Origin of the sequence: Candidatus Ichthyocystis hellenicum, from assembly GCF_001460935.1 — a bacterium.
Taxonomy (GTDB): Bacteria; Pseudomonadota; Gammaproteobacteria; order Burkholderiales; family 2013Ark19i; genus Ichthyocystis; species Ichthyocystis hellenicum.
Genome location: NZ_LN906597.1, coordinates 713,031 through 729,844, shown reverse-complemented (window position 1 = coordinate 729,844; position 16,814 = coordinate 713,031). Strand labels below are relative to the sequence as shown.

Below are 16,814 nucleotides of genomic sequence, written 5' to 3'. Positions count from 1 at the left end.
TGTCTTGTAGATCAATAATGATCGTGCAGATTTTTTTGTTTGTTTTTTACATATCCAGAATAATACCCATAATTTTTCTCTCGTCATTTTTCATTGCCGCTCCCTTTCTGAAATACTTTTTTCTAACTCAATATTCGGTTGATGCTCAAAGAATAGCTCAACTAATAATCATGGCTAGCTTTCTGCCATTTGTCATATTTAAGCACGTAAACAAGAACACATTCATTGCCAAAAATCTATTCACTCCCATTGTAGCTTTGTCAGTACTAGCAACGATATCTGCTCTTTCATCCCCCCACCCAAGATCAGCCGTTCTGGAAATTGGCATGATTACAAGCTGCCTTCTTATTCTATCCAATAGTGCCTACTACTTTTTCCCACTACACTCTCGTGACTCACTTTTGTGGATAGCTGCTATAATTGTCATCAGCACCTCTATTACCATAAAACATTCACTGGGAGCATACATTAACTGGCTAGCACAAGATTATAGTAGCAAGTTAACACCTTTTGATCTCACGAGCGGATATTCTAACCCCCGCTTTCTGAATTCCGTTCAAGTAATAACACTATGCTTTTTCCCGCTAATTATATCTATAATTCGTCAAAAATTAGCCAAAAATTTACTAACTATTTTGGCCGGTGCATGGCTCGCTCTACTGCTAATGACACATGGAAGAGGTGCCATGATAAGTTGGGTCCTGTCAATTTTTATAATTCACTTAATATACCGGCAGAAATCTATCAAATGGGTCAAAAAAAGTCTATCGATACTAATGTTGGGCCTTGTTTTATACGTTTTTATGGGTCACATCATACCAAACATATATCATCACAATGGCATAAATAATGAAAATTTTTGGAAAATAGGCCAAAAAGAACAACGTTTAGATCTTTGGAATATATGTCTAACATTAATCAGGAAACATCCATGGTTTGGTATTGGGCCGATGGAACTCAGTCTAAAAAAATATGGAATCAATGGACATCCCCACAACTTCATCCTGCAAATAGCAACAGAAATGGGCATACCAGCAGCAGCTCTAACCATATGGATTATTTTTCAAGCATTATTTACAGAGATAAAAGTAAGTCGTAGAGAATCAACTCTTCCAATTCGACATGTAAGCACCATGGCAGCTGTCATAGCTTCCTTGATGTACTCGATGCTATCTGGTGCTTTCATCTACCCTATGGGACAAACCTGGTTTTTTCTGACATTGGGATGGGCCTACGCTAACAACATTCACCTGAGCACTTCCATATATCATAAAAACACTGTACTAGTACCTAAAGTACTAATGATAATAATAATACTGACGGCAACAGCATCAGTACTTCAAGGAATTTGGCCAGAAGCAAAAAACATAGACCAAAAATTATCTGCGTACTGCGTTAACCACCGCAGCGAATGCGATCCGCTTAGATCACCTCGCATGTGGTCAGTAGCTGAATTCACGATTCAACAATCATAGCAATACCCTGCCCCCCACCTATACACATAGTTAACAACCCGTAACGCCCATTAATACGCTTAAGCTCGTATGCCATTTTAACCAGTAACATAGCACCAGTAGCAGCAACTGGATGCCCAAGAGCAATAGCTCCCCCATTAGGATTTGTTTTTTGTGAATCAAAATCCAAATCGCGCGCAACACAGATACATTGTGCTGCAAATGCTTCATTAGACTCTATGACATCAATGTCTTTCAGAGATAAGCCTGCACGAGAAAGAGCAATCTTAACTGCCTGCACCGGACCAATTCCCATATAATCGGGATCAACACCTGCATGAGCAACAGAAACTATTCTCAACATAGGATCAATTTTGTGATCTTTTAACGCTTGATCTGACATGAGTAAAACAGCTGCTGCACCATCATTTAGACCTGATGAGTTGCCGGCAGTAACTGTGCCCTCATTATCAAAAATAGGTTTCAACTTTGATAAACTATCCATATCAAGATCATGCCTAATACGTTCATCTTCCTTAAAAACATTAGTTTGACGACCTTCTTTTACATTTATGGGAACAATCTGTGCTTCAAAATAACCGCTACGCTGCGCATTAGATGCTCTACGGTTACTTTCCAAGGCATACTCATCCTGCTCTTCCCGGGTAAGATTGTAACGACTAACTAAATTCTCAGCTGTAACTCCCATATGAACACTCTTAAACGGATCATGCAATGCTGCCAACATTACATCATCTGCCGATGTACTTCCCATCCGCTGCCCCCAACGCAATGCTGGGAGCAAAAAACCACCACGGCTCATTGATTCTGAACCACCAGCAACGCTGATCGAAACATCTTTAGCTCGAATATGTAAGGCAGCAGTAGAAATAGCATGCAATCCTGATCCACAAAGACGATTCAGGGTAATAGCCGTAGAACTGTGGGATAAACCAGCAGAAATAGCGGCATAACGTGACAAATATACATCCTTAGGCTCTGTCAAAATTACATGTCCCATTACAACTTGCTGAACAATGCTTGGGTCCACTGGAACACGGTTAATGGCTTCACGAATAACTTCCGTAGCTAAAACGGTAGGAGGAACAGACTTTAATGACCCTCCAAAAGAACCAATTGCTGTACGAACACAACTAACAATCCAAACATTAATATTTTCGGACACAATCCCCCCTTTGGATCAACTAAATTTTTTGATCAAACATGCGAACAAGCCATCATACTCATTGGTTGGAACAATACGCACAGCAAACCGCAAGTCATCGTGGACTTTATTTTTACCCCAAGAAGATAAACCTGGCTGCACTGCGGTTGACAACACCAAAGGCAAAACACGTGCATCGTCTTTTCTTTTCAGTAAATGAGAAACAACTGCCTCATTCTCAAGTGGTGAAAGAGCGCAGGTAACGTAGAGCAACAACCCACCGGGACGCAACATCTGCCATGCTGCAGCTGACAAAGCTGTCTGCTTGTAGTAGCACAACCTAGAAGATGACACCCATGCCGAATCAGGTGTAGATGCTCTAAAACGGGCATCACCAGAACATGGAGCATCAAGTAATATTTTATCAAAGTACTGAAAAAATTTTCTTCCCAACTTACGCCCGTCTGCACATAAAAATTTTACGGAAGAAACTCCCAGCCGCTCCATGTTATCGCGTAACCTAAAAAATCTAGATTTGCTACAATCCACTGCCCAAAGCTCAGATTTAGCAATTGCAAGAATACTAGTTTTACCTCCTGGTGCAGCTGCTAAATCAAGCACTCGATCGCTTTCTTGTAACGGCAACGCCCGTGCCAATAAAATACTACTAGGATTTTGCACATATATTTTTCCGGTCACTGCAGCATCTGAATGAGTTATAAGAGCACGATTATCAGATGACACGGATAAAGTATCAGGACAACCTGGAACGGGTCTATATTCAATCCCCTGTGGCAAACAAACCTCATCCCAGGATAATGATTTAATGGTGTTAAGACGAAAACAAACCCTTTTATCATCAATAAAAGTTTGGCGGACAGACTCATAACATTCAGGAAAAACCAAAGAAAGTTGATTCCAAAAGGAACACTTCTCCGTCATTTTAGTCGACGCCAAACCGTCTTAGAGGAACTATCCTCCAAGATAACCCCCAGGGAGAGTAATTCATTGCGAATACGATCTGCCTCAACCCAATCTTTGTTTGATCTAGCAATTGAACGTTTTTCTATGAGATCTTCGACAACAAGATCATCATTTTTTGAAGATAGGTACCCCAAAAATTCCTCAGGATCATGATTAAGCAAACCCAAAGTTTGACCCAAACACTTCAGTACCCAAGATAGCTCACAACTGGAGGAACGATTAACCTCATTAGCCAATTCAAACAATACTGAAAAAGCCTCCGGAGTAGAAAAATCATTATTCATAGCAGCAACAAAAAGCTTGACATAATTATTATGTTCATCCAGAAATCCTTGATTGTCAGGCGGACAAGAATGAAGTGCCCGATACAGTCTGGACAAGGCTTCCCTAGCCTCCAACAAAGATGAATCATTGTAGTCAATTGAGCTTCTGTAGTGAGACCTCAGCAAAAAGAACCTGATAACCTCGGCCTCATATTTTTCAAGGAGATCACGAATAGTATAGAAATTACCCAGAGACTTTGACATTTTCTGCTGAGAAACACGTATAAAACCATTATGCATCCAATAACGAGCAAAACCACCGGAAGATGCGGTACGAGACTGGGCAATCTCGTTCTCATGATGAGGAAACTGAAGATCTGCCCCACCTCCATGAATATCGAATGTATCACCAAGGTAGTGTGAACTCATAGCAGAACACTCTATATGCCAACCAGGCCTACCTGGACCCCAAGGTGAATCCCATGATGGCTCACCTGGCTTAGCCCTTTTCCACAACACAAAGTCGCACGAATCTTTTTTATACTTGTCTGCTTCAACGCGATGACCTGAACGAAGCTGTTCTATCGTATGACCTGACAAGCACCCATACTCTGGAAAAGAAGCAACAGAAAAACACACATCACCAGCCGGTGTAACATAAGCAGCTCCCTTTTCAAAGAGATCGCCAATCATCTTTACCATAACAGGAACAAAAAGGGTAGCCTGTGGTTCAACAGAAGGTGGAATTATACCCAGACCTTCACAATCATTATGCATTGCATCTATAAAAATAGATGTCAATTCCTCTACCGAACAACCACGTTCACTAGCACGAGTTATAATTTTATCGTCTATATCGGTAATGTTACGAATAAAATAAACATCGTACGATAAATGACGCAACCAACGCACAACCATATCAAAGACCATGAACACACGTGCATGACCCAAATGGCAGTAATCGTAAACAGTCATACCACAAACATAAAGCTCAACACTATTTTCTCGTTGTGGGTAAAAGGCCTCCACACAACGAGATAGAGTGTTGTAAATATGCAGACCTCTATGCATCCATCAGCCTCATAAAAGTTGGCTTGTTGATTGTTAAACAACATATTCTACCAGGTTAACAATGTTAAAAATACGGGTTAATTATTCAAATTTCAGTTGCCTATAAAACTAATTTATGCTAATTATCTTACACTTAAAGTAAGAAATATTTGAATATTTTGCTGCAATTATTTATTGCTCTTAATATCTGATAAGTCCTATGAGTATGTACAAATAATACTCATAGGAAAAGAAATAAAATTTCACAAACCACGTTGTACTATCACAAAGAATACAGCAATTATGCAATCAGAACAGTCGATAAATAAATATCTGCAAAACAAGTCGTATAGTATTTTTTTGTCCGACATCAATCTCTGTGAATCTCGACCTGAGATTTGGAAGCTCTTCATGCGTTTCATGAACTCTGATCTACCAAAAAACGCGGAGAAGATATTTATCCTTGGAAATTTATTCAACATGTGGATCGGAGACGATGACTTGAGAAACTCCTGGCCAGCAAAAGTTGCACACATGCTGGCAATGATTTCATCGCGTAATATCTCTGTAAATATAATGGTTGGTAATCACGACTTTTTGCTTGGCAAGGAATTTTGCAACGCTGTAGGTGCCACACTGTTGTCTGATCCACAATGTATTGATTTATATGGAGTAAAAACTCTGATAACCCATGGCGATTCACTATGCACCGATGACATAGAGTACCAAATATTTCGCAATCGTATTCGCCAATCTAGCTGGAAGCGTGAGTTTTTAAGCCAACCAAGTATGATTCGGCGTGCCATTAATAAGCAACTCAGAACTCATCATGACAATGCAATAAGGAGAAAACCGGAAGAGTATCTTGATGTTAACCAAAATACGATATTTGAGATTCTATCTGAGACCAAGGCACAAAGAATCATTCACGGATACACCAACAAACCGGGCATACACAACCACATTCTCGAAGGCAGAGTTGTAAGACGCTGGGTTTTACAAAATTGGGACAGGGTAGGTGGGGCATCAAACGCAGGGGTGCTAATAGTATCAGAGAAAGAATGTTATGGCTTCAATTTTTCTGACAAAAATACTGAGATCAACGAAGCTGCGGTGTAGTATGGATGTTCAAACAATCAGGTAGGAGCTAGTTAATTACCGTTAACAAATATCCCTTTTTTTACGCTCTAACTCTCTGCGATGCATATCAAAAAAGTTTCTACAGTGTTTCCTTAGATCAAAATCAAAACAATTGCTAAAAAGATAGACATGGTCAAATTTAACATCATCGTAGAAGAATTTCATTTCACTCATATCAGTTTCCTGGACAAACCCTTGATCAACCATAAGGTCGTCAATTGTCTTCCAAAATACAAAAAACACGAAATAAATTTTTTGCATAGAAGGACTACCCCTTTTTTCCTCCTTAGTATCAAGATACACTTTTCTTACCAAAGATCTAATATCATAAAAATCTTCACCATAAAAAACTACAGCTGCATTTTTCATATGAACGTCATCTTTTTTATGAAAATTATCAGAAACAAACTTAGTCACAAACTCTTTAAATCCTATGTTGGTATCTGACGAGATTATTTTAGAAACTAAGCTATAGAAAGAGTACGATCTTTTCAATATATCCATAACCATAACTGATAACTTAACAAACTCTAGAACTCTATTCTGAGACAAGAATCTAATTGCATTACCTATAGTACTATTAGATTCATCAAACAATACCCTTTGACGCCGGTAAATCTCTCCTAGTGATTGTTCTAAAATAAAGCTAATACTATACTTTTTAGAATCAATAATCAGTTCTACTAGGATATTAAGTGGCATGTTTGAAAAAAATTCTGGATTAACAACAAAACTACCTGAGCGCAATTTATTAATCTCGTCACAAATAAAATCTGGTAAGGCATTACCAGTTCTAAATGAATACTTCTCAACTTCATCTATTACCTGACAGCATGATTTAACTGTATCCATGCATTCTTTAAAAGATTCATCATCAGCATTTCCATTAAAGATTAGATTTAACACCGACAAATACTTGCTAATTTTTTTATAACTATCATTAAACAAAATTTCTGTATTTGCACTTATTCTTACTGAAATTGACAAAACACGATTATTAAAATAATTCCAAAATGATAGTGTCTCCTCATTTATCTTGTCGTAATTAATCAGATCACCACACAGTACAATCATTATACTGAAAAATCCATCTAAACCATTAGGCAAGTACTTAACACCACGGAAACTTCTCTTCCAATTTAACACATCTAGATCAGACCCACTAATAACATCTTGCCTTATTTTGTCATCCAATCGTTCCAAAAACAGAAGGAAAAAAATTTTTTTTATGAACTCGTGCGGCGAATTGGTGCCCATTGTATTAACAAAAATATTATCAAAGTCTTTCAATATCATTTCAGTATCTAGTTTGTTAACTTTATCCCTGTCAAAATGAAAAATTAGTAGTGACAGAAACTTATCAAATAATTCGCAAGCCCTTCTATGAAATATATGATCATTTATTAAATCATTACGATATTTTATTTCCCTATCCAAAGCTCTTAGCAAAAAATCAGCGCCTATATCATTACACATCAACCCCATGACTCGTAAGTCTGAAACCCCAACTGATTGGTAGAACTTCATTTCTGCTGAGAGAGTGTCTATATGGTACAACAACTGTTCTTTCTTTTTTCTAATGCTATCAGGAAAATCTTTACCATAAATCATTGATATTATATTATTATAATAATAAACTGCCGATAGTTTGGTAAAGAAATAACTATCAATTGTCAAAGTATCTGCATTAATAATGCTGGAAAATCCTTTGTCACAGCTATCAATAATACCTGCAGTAAAATTATCTTTTCTATCGGATATAAAGCACTTAAAATCAAAAGATTTCAGCTGTTTTGAGAGTGATACCCAAAATTCCTTATCACAATAAAATAGAAACTTTGGATATATCCCTGAGAAAATAGTGGCTACCAAATTTTCTAAGATGAGATCACGATCGGATAAAGAATAATACGCATTATGATTTGCTAAAAAAAGCATTTTCCCCAAAGCAGATACAGGTATTACCTCCAAAAAATGTTCCTTTATCGCTGAATCTTCGGGAAGAGAAATAAAAATATCAAAGAACACTATTGCAACTACAGTGTCATGAGTAATTTTGTCTGGAATCAGATCATCACAAACATGACGAACTTTAGAATCTGTGCGAATAATTAAATCGTGTAGGCTGGCCACATCTGTTATTTTTTGATACTCAATACCTAAAGAAGAGGTAGAATTTTTTACTATTTCTATAGATGATAGCAATAAAAACCGGTGAACATTACTAAAAAACTTCGATTTTTCATCATTTTTACCAGAAAATCGGTTTGTAGCGTCCAATAATATCACTAAAGAAGAAATGGGTAATTTCCCTAACAAAGCTTCCCATTCATCATTTTTTGACTTACTTTCTTCAATAAAACTGTAAAACTGGTAAAAAAAATCTATCCACGAATTAAAGATGTGCCTATAAAATACCATTAGTGGCAAATTGTCTTGCTTAAGTTGCCATTCAAATAGTTTCAACTTGACTCGGTACAATCCTGCACCTACCAGAAGCAGATCACGGAGAGAAAGCTTCCTCCAATGAACAAAGCATCTTTGAGAAATTACCTCGGCACTTGAAACACCCTCCACCTTAAACGGAGAGAAGATACCACGTGCATTAGTCAAATAGTGGAGTATTAATTCATCGCTATAATCACCCGCATCATCTGGAAAACATGCGCCAAACAAATTCCCCAGCACCGAACTGAACTGAGAAAAAAACTTAGACAATTCGCGGATAAAACTCACACGATCACTAAGAATATTTTTTGAAGAAGCAATACTCAAGAAGTAACTGGTGTCAAACTCACTTGGAATGGAGACATCACCGCTACGAGCAGTTCTATCCCCTAATTCCCCCAGTGGTGAGTCGCCAAAATCCATATTAACAACCTGACGAACACCAAAGAGCTTGGTGGATCCCATAGAGAAACCCCGTCATAAGAGCGAAGCAGAGGAGATAATTGTGACTTAAAACTAATCGTTCTTGAAGTTAGTCATGTCTATGGGAAGGAATTGACAAATTACTCAATCAGGAAAAAAAATCTTTCACCTTGCTAAACCAGGAAGTAGACTTGGGCATGTGTCTCTTGGAATCCTTAGTACTAATCTCATCGAATTCTCTCAACAATTCTTTCTGCCGATCGGTTAAATCAACTGGTGTCTCAATATACACATGGCAATGCAAATCCCCTGGAACCAAGCTATTTACCCCCTTAATTCCTTTTGATCGAAGACGAAAAACCTGACCAGACTGAGTCTCTGATGGAATTTTAAGCATGGCCGATCCACCCAGGATTGGTATTTCAATTTCACCACCCAAGGCAGCTACCGCAATAGTTATCGGCATTTCACAGTGCAAATCATCACCATCGCGCTTAAAAATCTGGTGAGGGGCTAAATTAACCTTCACATACAAATCACCAGGAGAAGAACCATGGGGACCTGCCTCACCTTGTCCTGATAGACGAATTTGATCCTTATGATTGATACCTGCCGGTATATCGATAGAAATTGTTTTTTTCTTACGAACCCGGCCCTGACCATGACAAGAACGGCAAGGGTTAGAGATAAAAAACCCATCCCCATGACAGTGGGGACAAGTCTGCTGGACAGTAAAGAAGCCCTGAGACATACGAATCTGACCAGAACCCATACAATGCTGACATGTTTTTTTATCACTTCCTGGCGCTGCCCCGCTTCCGCTACAAGTATCACACTTGCTAGTTATGGGCAAAACTACCTCTTTTTTCACACCGCGAGCAGACTCTTCCAAGGTAATCGTCATACTGTATTGCAAATCCGAACCACGAGGGGCTCGATCACCACCCCCGCGCGAACCAAAAATATCTCCGAAAATATCACCAAAAGCATCGGCAAAAGAATCGAATCCACCGCCAGCATTAGCAAACTGAGACCCACCAGGCCCAGCACCCACACCTGCATGACCAAATTGATCATAGGCCGCTCTCTTACTAGAGTCAGAAAGAACCTCATAAGCTTCTTTCAACTCTTTAAAGCGCTCCTCAACAGTCTTATCATCCGGATTACGATCTGGGTGATACTTCATTGCCAAACGGCGATAGGCCTTTTTAATTTCCGCTTCAGATGCATTTCGAGGGACATCCAAAACCTCATAGTAATCTCTTTTCGTCATGATACCCAATCAACTGCGTAAAAAGACATGCGACTCCAATCGCACTTCCAAATTTATTGACGACATTTAAAAAACTATTCTTTATCCTTGGCTGAAGGATCCACCTCACTGAACTGTGCATCAACAACATTATCACCCTCATCCTTAGTATCCGATGCATCAGAAGATGTTGCCCCAGCCGCATTAGCCTTTTGTTCTGCATAAACCATCTCACCCAATTTCTGAGCTGCCTTACTAAGAACTTCAATCTGAGCATTAATAGCTTCCACAGTGCCGGATTTAGAAAGCTCTTCAGACTTCTTCAATTCGGATTCAATATTTTTCCTTTCTTCTTCTGAAACCTTATCCCCATACTCAGACAATGATTTCTTAACCGTGTGAACAAGTCCATCCAAACCATTACGAGCCTTAACCAAATCTAGCAAACGCTTATCTTCATCAGCATTAGCCTCTGCATCTTTGATCATGCGATCAACTTCTTCATCAGACAACCCAGAATTAGCTTGAATAGTAATCTTATTCTCTTTACCCGTAACTTTATCTTTGGCAGAAACATTCAAGATACCATTAGCATCCACATCCAAAGTAACCTCAATTTGAGGAACACCACGCGGCGAAGGAGGAATTCCTTCCAAATTAAATTCACCCAACAACTTATTCGAAGATGCCATATCACGCTCACCCTGAAGAACCTTAATGGTAACAGCAGGCTGATTATCATCTGCCGTAGAAAAAACCTGTGATGCACGCGTAGGAATTGTCGTATTTTTCATTATTAATTTAGTCATAACGCCACCCATTGTCTCTATGCCAAGAGAAAGTGGGGTTACATCTAAGAGCAAAACATCCCTAATATCTCCACGCAAAACTGCACCCTGAATGGCGGCACCAACAGCAACCGCTTCATCAGGATTAACATCGCGCCGTGGTTCAGATTTAAAAAATTCTTTAACTACCTCTTGAACCTTAGGCATCCTGGTCTGACCACCGACCAAAATTACATCTGAAATATCACCAACAGACAAATTAGCATCCTTCAGTGCCACACGGCATGGCTCAACAGTTCTTTCAATCAATTCAGAAACAAGAGCCTCAAGTTTAGCTCTAGTAATCTTGATAGCCATATGTTTCGGCCCAGTACTATCCATAGTTATGTATGGCAAATTAATCTCTGTCTGCTGGGAAGAAGAAAGCTCTATCTTAGCTTTTTCTGCAGCTTCTTTTAATCTTTGCAATGCCATAACATCTTTTTTCAAATCAACAGCTTGATCTTTCTTAAATTCTTCCACCAAATGATCAATCAAACGCTGATCAAAGTCTTCCCCACCAAGAAAAGTATCACCATTGGTGGAAAGAACTTCAAACTGATATTCACCTTCCACTTCTGCAATATCGATAATGGAAACGTCAAAAGTACCACCACCCAAGTCGTAAACAGCAATTCTACGATCACCGGAACGAGCAGAATCCTTCTTGTCCAAACCGAACGCCAAAGCGGCGGCAGTAGGCTCATTAATGATTCGCTTAACATTCAACCCCGCAATACGACCAGAATCCTTAGTTGCTTGACGTTGAGCATCATTAAAGTAGGCCGGAACCGTAATAACAGCCTCCGAAACTTCCTCACCCAAATAATCTTCAGCTGCCTTTTTCATTTTCCTCAACACCTCAGCAGAAATCTGAGGAGGAGCAAAATTTTTATCACCGACAGCAACCCAAGCATCTCCATTATCAGCAGCAACAATACGATAAGGCATCAACTCAATATCGCGCTGAACCTCGTTATCCTGAAATCTTCTACCTATTAAACGCTTCGCTGCAAAAATGGTATTCTTAGGATTAGTAACTGATTGGCGTTTAGCAGGAACACCAACTAAAATTTCTCCATCCGGCATATATGAAATAACAGATGGGGTTGTACGAGAACCCTCTGCATTCTCAATCACCTTAACCTTGCCTCCCTCCATAACCGCAACACAGGAGTTAGTTGTTCCAAGGTCAATACCAATAATTTTGTTTGATTTCGACATAATCCGCACCTATAAACGATAGACTCTACAATTCATGTTTACACAATCCAAAAACATAGCCTCATGGGAAAAGCAGAGGACTACTCCTCTTTCTCCTTTGAAACAACAACCAACGCAGCCCTAACAACCCTGTCATGCAAACGATAGCCCTTCTGCAAAACACGCAATACATGATTAGGAGGAACATCATCCGAAACTTCGGTAGATATAGCCTGATGGCAATTAGGATCAAACTTGTCATTAAGGGGATCAATAACTGAAATAGACATTTCAGAAAAAAGCTTCTGAAACTGCCTGTGAGTCATTTCTACACCACTATGAAGGGTCTCAAGAGTCTGAGACTCAACTCCCAGAGCCATTTCTAAGCTATCGCAAATGGGCAATAAAGAACGAACTATCTTCTCAGCGCCAAACAATCTCACCTTTGCCAGTTCATCTTGAGAACGTCGGCGAACATTCTCGACCTCAGCTTGGGCACGTAGGTACTTATCTTTTAAATCATCCACATCAACGGAAAAACCAACATCTTCGTTAGAAGAAGAATCATCTTCTTCTAACGCAGACGCATTAACGATCTCATCATCGAGATCCTTGGTCGACGAATCCATAACCCTCCCAGCAACTACAAAAACCATCTACATGAGGTTAATGTAATGCGGAATTATGAATTTTCAAGAGAAAAAACTACCTATCCCAAGAAAAAAACATTATTGCCGAGTGTACTGCCAAGCAGTCACCGTCAAATAATCTATATGGTTCGCCTAATTTGCACACGGCACCGTTAAGCAAAGGAAGCTCAGGACCTTTTAGGCATTCCAGCCAATATCCAGAAGAATCGTAGGTAATAGAAATAACACATCTACTGGCAGCTCCTATCTTAATACATGGTTTATTAAGAGAAAGTCTTCTTTCTGTCCCCACTCCTGTTAGGGACTTAACAACCAACGTTGCCCAATTATCATCGGTACCAGCAACCCATTCATCACCTTCACTTAGTTCTAGAACATCATTTTCATTGTACCCACAAACATCATTATTGCTGCAGTCTTCAACATTGGAGTCAGACAAAGAAAGAGATAAAGAATTTAGCCAATCCTTACCTGAAATATTTGGATTAAGCTTAGAAATCGGCAGTTCCGGCTCATAACACTCTGGCAATTCTATTTTTTGTTGATTCCTCACCGAATTTGGAAATTCTAAACGAATTGCACTACTGCCCAACCGAATAATGTCATTTGGATTTATTTTAGCAAAAGATATTAATTGATCGTTAACAAAAGTACCGTTAGTACTACTTAAATCTTTTATGTAATATCCAGACTTTGTGGAATGAATCTCAGCATGATATCCACTAACACTATGATCACTCAAAATGCAATCATTACCCTGACGACGACCGATCCTAATACAATCTTTATTAATCAAAATCGACCTAACTGCTACTCCGTTCTTTTCGAGAATAATCATTGTCATAGAGCAACCTCCCAATCATTTCTTTTCTTCTTTTCGAATAAAAAACATCATCAAATAACGAACAGCCACCAACAACAATCCCGCAACAATAGAAACACCCCAACCTAATAGATGTTGATACTTTATTTTTTCAAACAAAATATCACCCATAATAAGACGACCACCTACAAATCCTATGAAACCAACTCCCAACCAAAAAACAAAACTGTACTTATCCAATAAACGCCCTAAAAAATCGCTAAAGAATAACAACATTGGAATACTTGCCACTACACCAAAAACGAGCAGAAATTTATCATCCTTAGCAACAGATGCAATTCCCATAACGTTGTCAATACTCATCACAAAATCTGTTATAACTATTTTTTTCAGAACCATATAAAACCCCAATTTATCATCATCAGCAGATGAATCTTTTGGTAGTGCAACTGCCTTTTTAGAAGGGGAAAAAGATAAACCAACGGCAAATAGAACCAACCCACCAACTACGCTAAAACCTGGACGAGATAGAACTGAACCTACTAAAAAGAGGGATACTATACGCATCGCCAGCGCCAAAAACACACCTATGCGAACACACAAAACTCGCTGCTTCGGGGGAAGGTGCCGGGACGACATAGCAATAATGGCAGCATTATCCCCAGACAAAAGAATGTCTATGAAAAGGATCTCCATTACAGAAAGAAAATACGACATATAGGAGCAACCAACACATAATTGCTCTCATTGTATAATGGGGTACCAATACCATAGGAACATCTTAGACACAAACAATGTCTTTGGATTTTAGATAACTGACTTCAACAAAACACCAATTTCAGCAGGATTCTTAGTTGTCTTAATTCCACAACCCTCCATACAATCAATCTTTGATTGAGCTGTACCTTGACCTCCGGAAACTATAGCTCCTGCATGTCCCATACGACGACCGGGCGGAGCTGTAACACCAGCTATAAATCCAATAACGGGCTTCTTCATATTATCTTTGACCCACAAAGCGGCATCTTCTTCATCAGTCCCACCAATCTCACCAATCATAACCACAGCATCAGTATCGGGATCATCGTTAAACAAAGCCAAAACATCCTTGTGTTTAAGACCATTAATAGGATCACCGCCAATACCAACTGCAGTAGATTGCCCAATACCCAAAGCCGTCAACTGAGCAACAGCCTCATAAGTCAGGGTTCCTGATCGAGACAAAACACCTATACGGCCCTTGGTATGAATATGACCAGGCATTATTCCTATTTTAATTTCATCGGGAGTAATTACACCAGGACAGTTAGGACCAACAAGAAGAGTACGCGACCCCAGATGATTCATTGCGCTTCTCACCATAAGCATATCCTGCACAGGAATACCTTCAGTGATACAAATAACTAAATCTAAATCAGCCTCAACGGCCTCCAAAATAGCATCTGCCGCTGCTGCCGGAGGAACATAAATCACTGAAACAGTCGCACCAGTTTGATTCTTAGCATCAATAACAGTACCAAATATAGGACAACCTTCGAAATTCTGACCGCTCTTCTTAGGATGCACACCAGCAACAAAACAATCTTTACCATTCGCATACTCGCGGCATAACCTAGTATGAAAAGACCCGGTCTTACCCGTCATCCCCTGCGTCATTACCTTGGTTCGAGCATTAATTAAAATAGACACGCAATACTCCCCACATTTATTACCTTGCTAGAGAAACAGAGGCCACTATCCTCTCCGCTGCCTCAGACATAGTATGAGCTAAAACTACTGGCAAGCCAGAATCAGATAGAATCTTACGTCCTAATTCTTCGTTGGTCCCACTCATTCTCACAACTAACGGAACCGACAATGACAACTCACGGGATGCTGCAACGAGCCCTTCCGCAATCGTATCACAGCGCATAATGCCGCCGAATATATTGACTAAAATGCCCTTAACAGAACTGTTGAGCAACATAATCCTAAAAGCCTCTGTAACCTTCTCGCAAGTTGCTCCACCACCAACATCCAAAAAGTTTGCCGGACTAGCACCGTACAACTTTATAACGTCCATAGTAGCCATAGCCAAGCCAGCACCATTCACAAGACAACCAATGTTGCCATCCAAGGCAATATATGACAACCCAAAACGGGAAGCAGCAACTTCGTCCGGATTCTCTTCATCAAGATCGCGAAGCTCAGAAATATCTGGGTGACGGTACAATGCGTTGTCGTCAAAATCAAGCTTCGCATCTAAAGCCAATAATAACCCTGAACCTGTTAGTACCAAAGGGTTGACCTCAACCAAGGAAGCATCCTTCTCACGGAACAAACGAAACAAGTTACCAAAAACCTCAACTGCTTTTTTATCAATACCGTCAGTAAACCCCAAACGATGGCACAACTGCAAAACATCCTCTTCAGGAAAAGGCAAATATGGGTCAATCAAAAGACGGTGAATGGCATCCGGCTGAGAACTAGCAACTTCCTCGATATCCATACCTCCTTGAGATGAGGCAATCATGCAAATCTTCTGCGAAACACGATCAACAACCAAACTAAAATAATATTCATGACTAATATCAACGCCCTCTTCGATCAAAAGGCGCCTAACCAACTGTCCATGCGAAGAAGTCTGATGAGTAATCAAATTCATACCCAATATGCTAGAAGCATTAGATTGAACCTCATCAATCGATCGTGAAACCTTAACGCCACCAGCCTTGCCGCGCCCACCTGCATGAATCTGTGCCTTAACCACATACACAGGACCTGACAACTTAGTTCTTGCAAGGTCAACACATTCTTCTACCGAAAAGCAAGGAAAACCAGCTGGAACGGGAACAGCAAATTGACGAAAAATTTGCTTGGCTTGGTATTCATGAATTTTCATTATAAGCAACCCCCAACTCTTAAAGCCAACGCAACAACAGGCAGAAAAAAATCAAAGCCCGAAACAAGACAAGACACAAGGTGGCCAGGGGCAGAATCGAACTGCCGACACAAGGATTTTCAGTCCTCTGCTCTACCGACTGAGCTACCCGGCCATAGCGAACTACCGATTGTAGGTATCCATGTGCCAGACGTCAACCAGAGAACAAACAAAAAAAGTTAAAAGTTACCCATGGCCGAAAAAAATAATCA

13 protein-coding genes and 1 tRNA gene are annotated in these 16,814 nt (G+C 39.7%); 2 read left to right on the top strand and 12 right to left on the bottom strand.

The genetic code is table 11. The annotated features are described in order from the left end of the window. The first annotated feature begins 17 nt into the window (after positions 1 to 17). Positions 18 to 1,475 (top strand): O-antigen ligase family protein, encoded by a 1,458-nt coding sequence (locus tag Arg41_RS03420; RefSeq protein ID WP_242641390.1) that lies wholly within the window; start codon positions 18 to 20, stop codon positions 1,473 to 1,475. Here Arg41_RS03420 and bktB read toward each other — a convergent pair. From bktB to cysS, 3 genes are read right to left on the bottom strand one after another with little or no spacing between them, the layout of a single operon-like run. Next, on the bottom strand, positions 1,456 to 2,640 hold the full coding sequence (gene bktB / locus Arg41_RS03415) for a beta-ketothiolase BktB (RefSeq protein WP_242641389.1): 1,185 nt from the start codon (positions 2,638 to 2,640) through the stop codon (positions 1,456 to 1,458). The two genes, Arg41_RS03420 and bktB, sit on opposite strands and share 20 nt — an antisense overlap. 15 nt (positions 2,641 to 2,655) lie before the next feature. Then, complete coding sequence (locus Arg41_RS03410; protein WP_092342956.1) at positions 2,656 to 3,561, bottom strand: RsmB/NOP family class I SAM-dependent RNA methyltransferase; 906 nt, start codon at positions 3,559 to 3,561, stop codon at positions 2,656 to 2,658. Continuing rightward, positions 3,558 to 4,937 (bottom strand): cysteine--tRNA ligase, encoded by a 1,380-nt coding sequence (cysS, locus tag Arg41_RS03405; protein WP_092342955.1) that lies wholly within the window; start codon positions 4,935 to 4,937, stop codon positions 3,558 to 3,560. The genes Arg41_RS03410 and cysS overlap by 4 nt, the downstream gene beginning before the upstream one ends. 282 nt (positions 4,938 to 5,219) lie before the next feature. On the opposite strand from cysS, the gene Arg41_RS03400 reads away from it, so the two are divergent. Further along, a complete protein-coding gene (locus Arg41_RS03400) occupies positions 5,220 to 6,035 on the top strand; it encodes a UDP-2,3-diacylglucosamine diphosphatase (protein ID WP_092342954.1) in 816 nt (271 codons plus the stop codon). A gap of 42 nt (positions 6,036 to 6,077) precedes the next feature. Here Arg41_RS03400 and Arg41_RS03395 read toward each other — a convergent pair whose 3' ends face one another. The 9 genes from Arg41_RS03395 to Arg41_RS03355 all read right to left on the bottom strand — a co-directional run bounded on the left by Arg41_RS03395 (position 6,078) and on the right by Arg41_RS03355 (position 16,717). Beyond that, positions 6,078 to 8,969 carry a hypothetical protein gene (locus Arg41_RS03395; protein ID WP_092342953.1) on the bottom strand — a complete coding sequence of 964 codons (2,892 nt, stop codon included), beginning with the start codon at positions 8,967 to 8,969 and terminating at the stop codon, positions 6,078 to 6,080. A gap of 106 nt (positions 8,970 to 9,075) precedes the next feature. After that, positions 9,076 to 10,200: a molecular chaperone DnaJ gene (gene dnaJ, locus Arg41_RS03390; RefSeq protein ID WP_092342952.1), complete on the bottom strand. Its 1,125-nt coding sequence runs from the start codon at positions 10,198 to 10,200 to the stop codon at positions 9,076 to 9,078. 74 nt (positions 10,201 to 10,274) lie between these two features. Continuing rightward, positions 10,275 to 12,230 (bottom strand): molecular chaperone DnaK, encoded by a 1,956-nt coding sequence (dnaK, locus tag Arg41_RS03385; RefSeq protein WP_092342951.1) that lies wholly within the window; start codon positions 12,228 to 12,230, stop codon positions 10,275 to 10,277. Positions 12,231 to 12,310: 80 nt separating this feature from the next. Then, on the bottom strand, positions 12,311 to 12,838 hold the full coding sequence (grpE, locus tag Arg41_RS03380; protein WP_157722257.1) for a nucleotide exchange factor GrpE: 528 nt from the start codon (positions 12,836 to 12,838) through the stop codon (positions 12,311 to 12,313). Between the two features lie 76 nt (positions 12,839 to 12,914). Next, entirely contained in the window at positions 12,915 to 13,703 is a 789-nt protein-coding gene (locus Arg41_RS03375) for an FHA domain-containing protein (protein WP_092342949.1), read from the bottom strand. Positions 13,704 to 13,718: 15 nt separating this feature from the next. Further along, positions 13,719 to 14,399, bottom strand: a complete 681-nt coding sequence (locus Arg41_RS03370; protein WP_092342948.1) for a YjbE family putative metal transport protein — start codon at positions 14,397 to 14,399, stop codon at positions 13,719 to 13,721. Positions 14,400 to 14,489: 90 nt separating this feature from the next. Beyond that, positions 14,490 to 15,371: a succinate--CoA ligase subunit alpha gene (gene sucD, locus Arg41_RS03365; protein WP_092342947.1), complete on the bottom strand. Its 882-nt coding sequence runs from the start codon at positions 15,369 to 15,371 to the stop codon at positions 14,490 to 14,492. A gap of 19 nt (positions 15,372 to 15,390) precedes the next feature. Further along, entirely contained in the window at positions 15,391 to 16,563 is a 1,173-nt protein-coding gene (gene sucC / locus Arg41_RS03360; protein ID WP_092342946.1) for an ADP-forming succinate--CoA ligase subunit beta, read from the bottom strand. An 81-nt stretch (positions 16,564 to 16,644) separates the two neighbouring features. Beyond that, positions 16,645 to 16,717, bottom strand: a tRNA-Phe gene (locus tag Arg41_RS03355). Positions 16,718 to 16,814: the final 97 nt, after the last annotated feature.

Bases quoted from the DNA above. Each gene is read 5' to 3' on its own strand.
- Arg41_RS03420 (WP_242641390.1), top strand. From the start codon at position 18: ATGATCGTGCAGATTTTTTTGTTTGTTTTTTACATATCCAGAATAATA.
- Arg41_RS03410 (WP_092342956.1), bottom strand. From the start codon at position 3,561: ATGACGGAGAAGTGTTCCTTTTGGAATCAACTTTCTTTGGTTTTTCCT.
- cysS (WP_092342955.1), bottom strand. From the start codon at position 4,937: ATGCATAGAGGTCTGCATATTTACAACACTCTATCTCGTTGTGTGGAG.
- Arg41_RS03400 (WP_092342954.1), top strand. From the start codon at position 5,220: ATGCAATCAGAACAGTCGATAAATAAATATCTGCAAAACAAGTCGTAT.
- Arg41_RS03395 (WP_092342953.1), bottom strand. From the start codon at position 8,969: ATGGGATCCACCAAGCTCTTTGGTGTTCGTCAGGTTGTTAATATGGAT.
- dnaJ (WP_092342952.1), bottom strand. From the start codon at position 10,200: ATGACGAAAAGAGATTACTATGAGGTTTTGGATGTCCCTCGAAATGCA.
- dnaK (WP_092342951.1), bottom strand. From the start codon at position 12,230: ATGTCGAAATCAAACAAAATTATTGGTATTGACCTTGGAACAACTAAC.
- grpE (WP_157722257.1), bottom strand. From the start codon at position 12,838: ATGGATTCGTCGACCAAGGATCTCGATGATGAGATCGTTAATGCGTCT.
- Arg41_RS03375 (WP_092342949.1), bottom strand. From the start codon at position 13,703: ATGACAATGATTATTCTCGAAAAGAACGGAGTAGCAGTTAGGTCGATT.
- Arg41_RS03370 (WP_092342948.1), bottom strand. From the start codon at position 14,399: ATGTCGTATTTTCTTTCTGTAATGGAGATCCTTTTCATAGACATTCTT.
- sucC (WP_092342946.1), bottom strand. From the start codon at position 16,563: ATGAAAATTCATGAATACCAAGCCAAGCAAATTTTTCGTCAATTTGCT.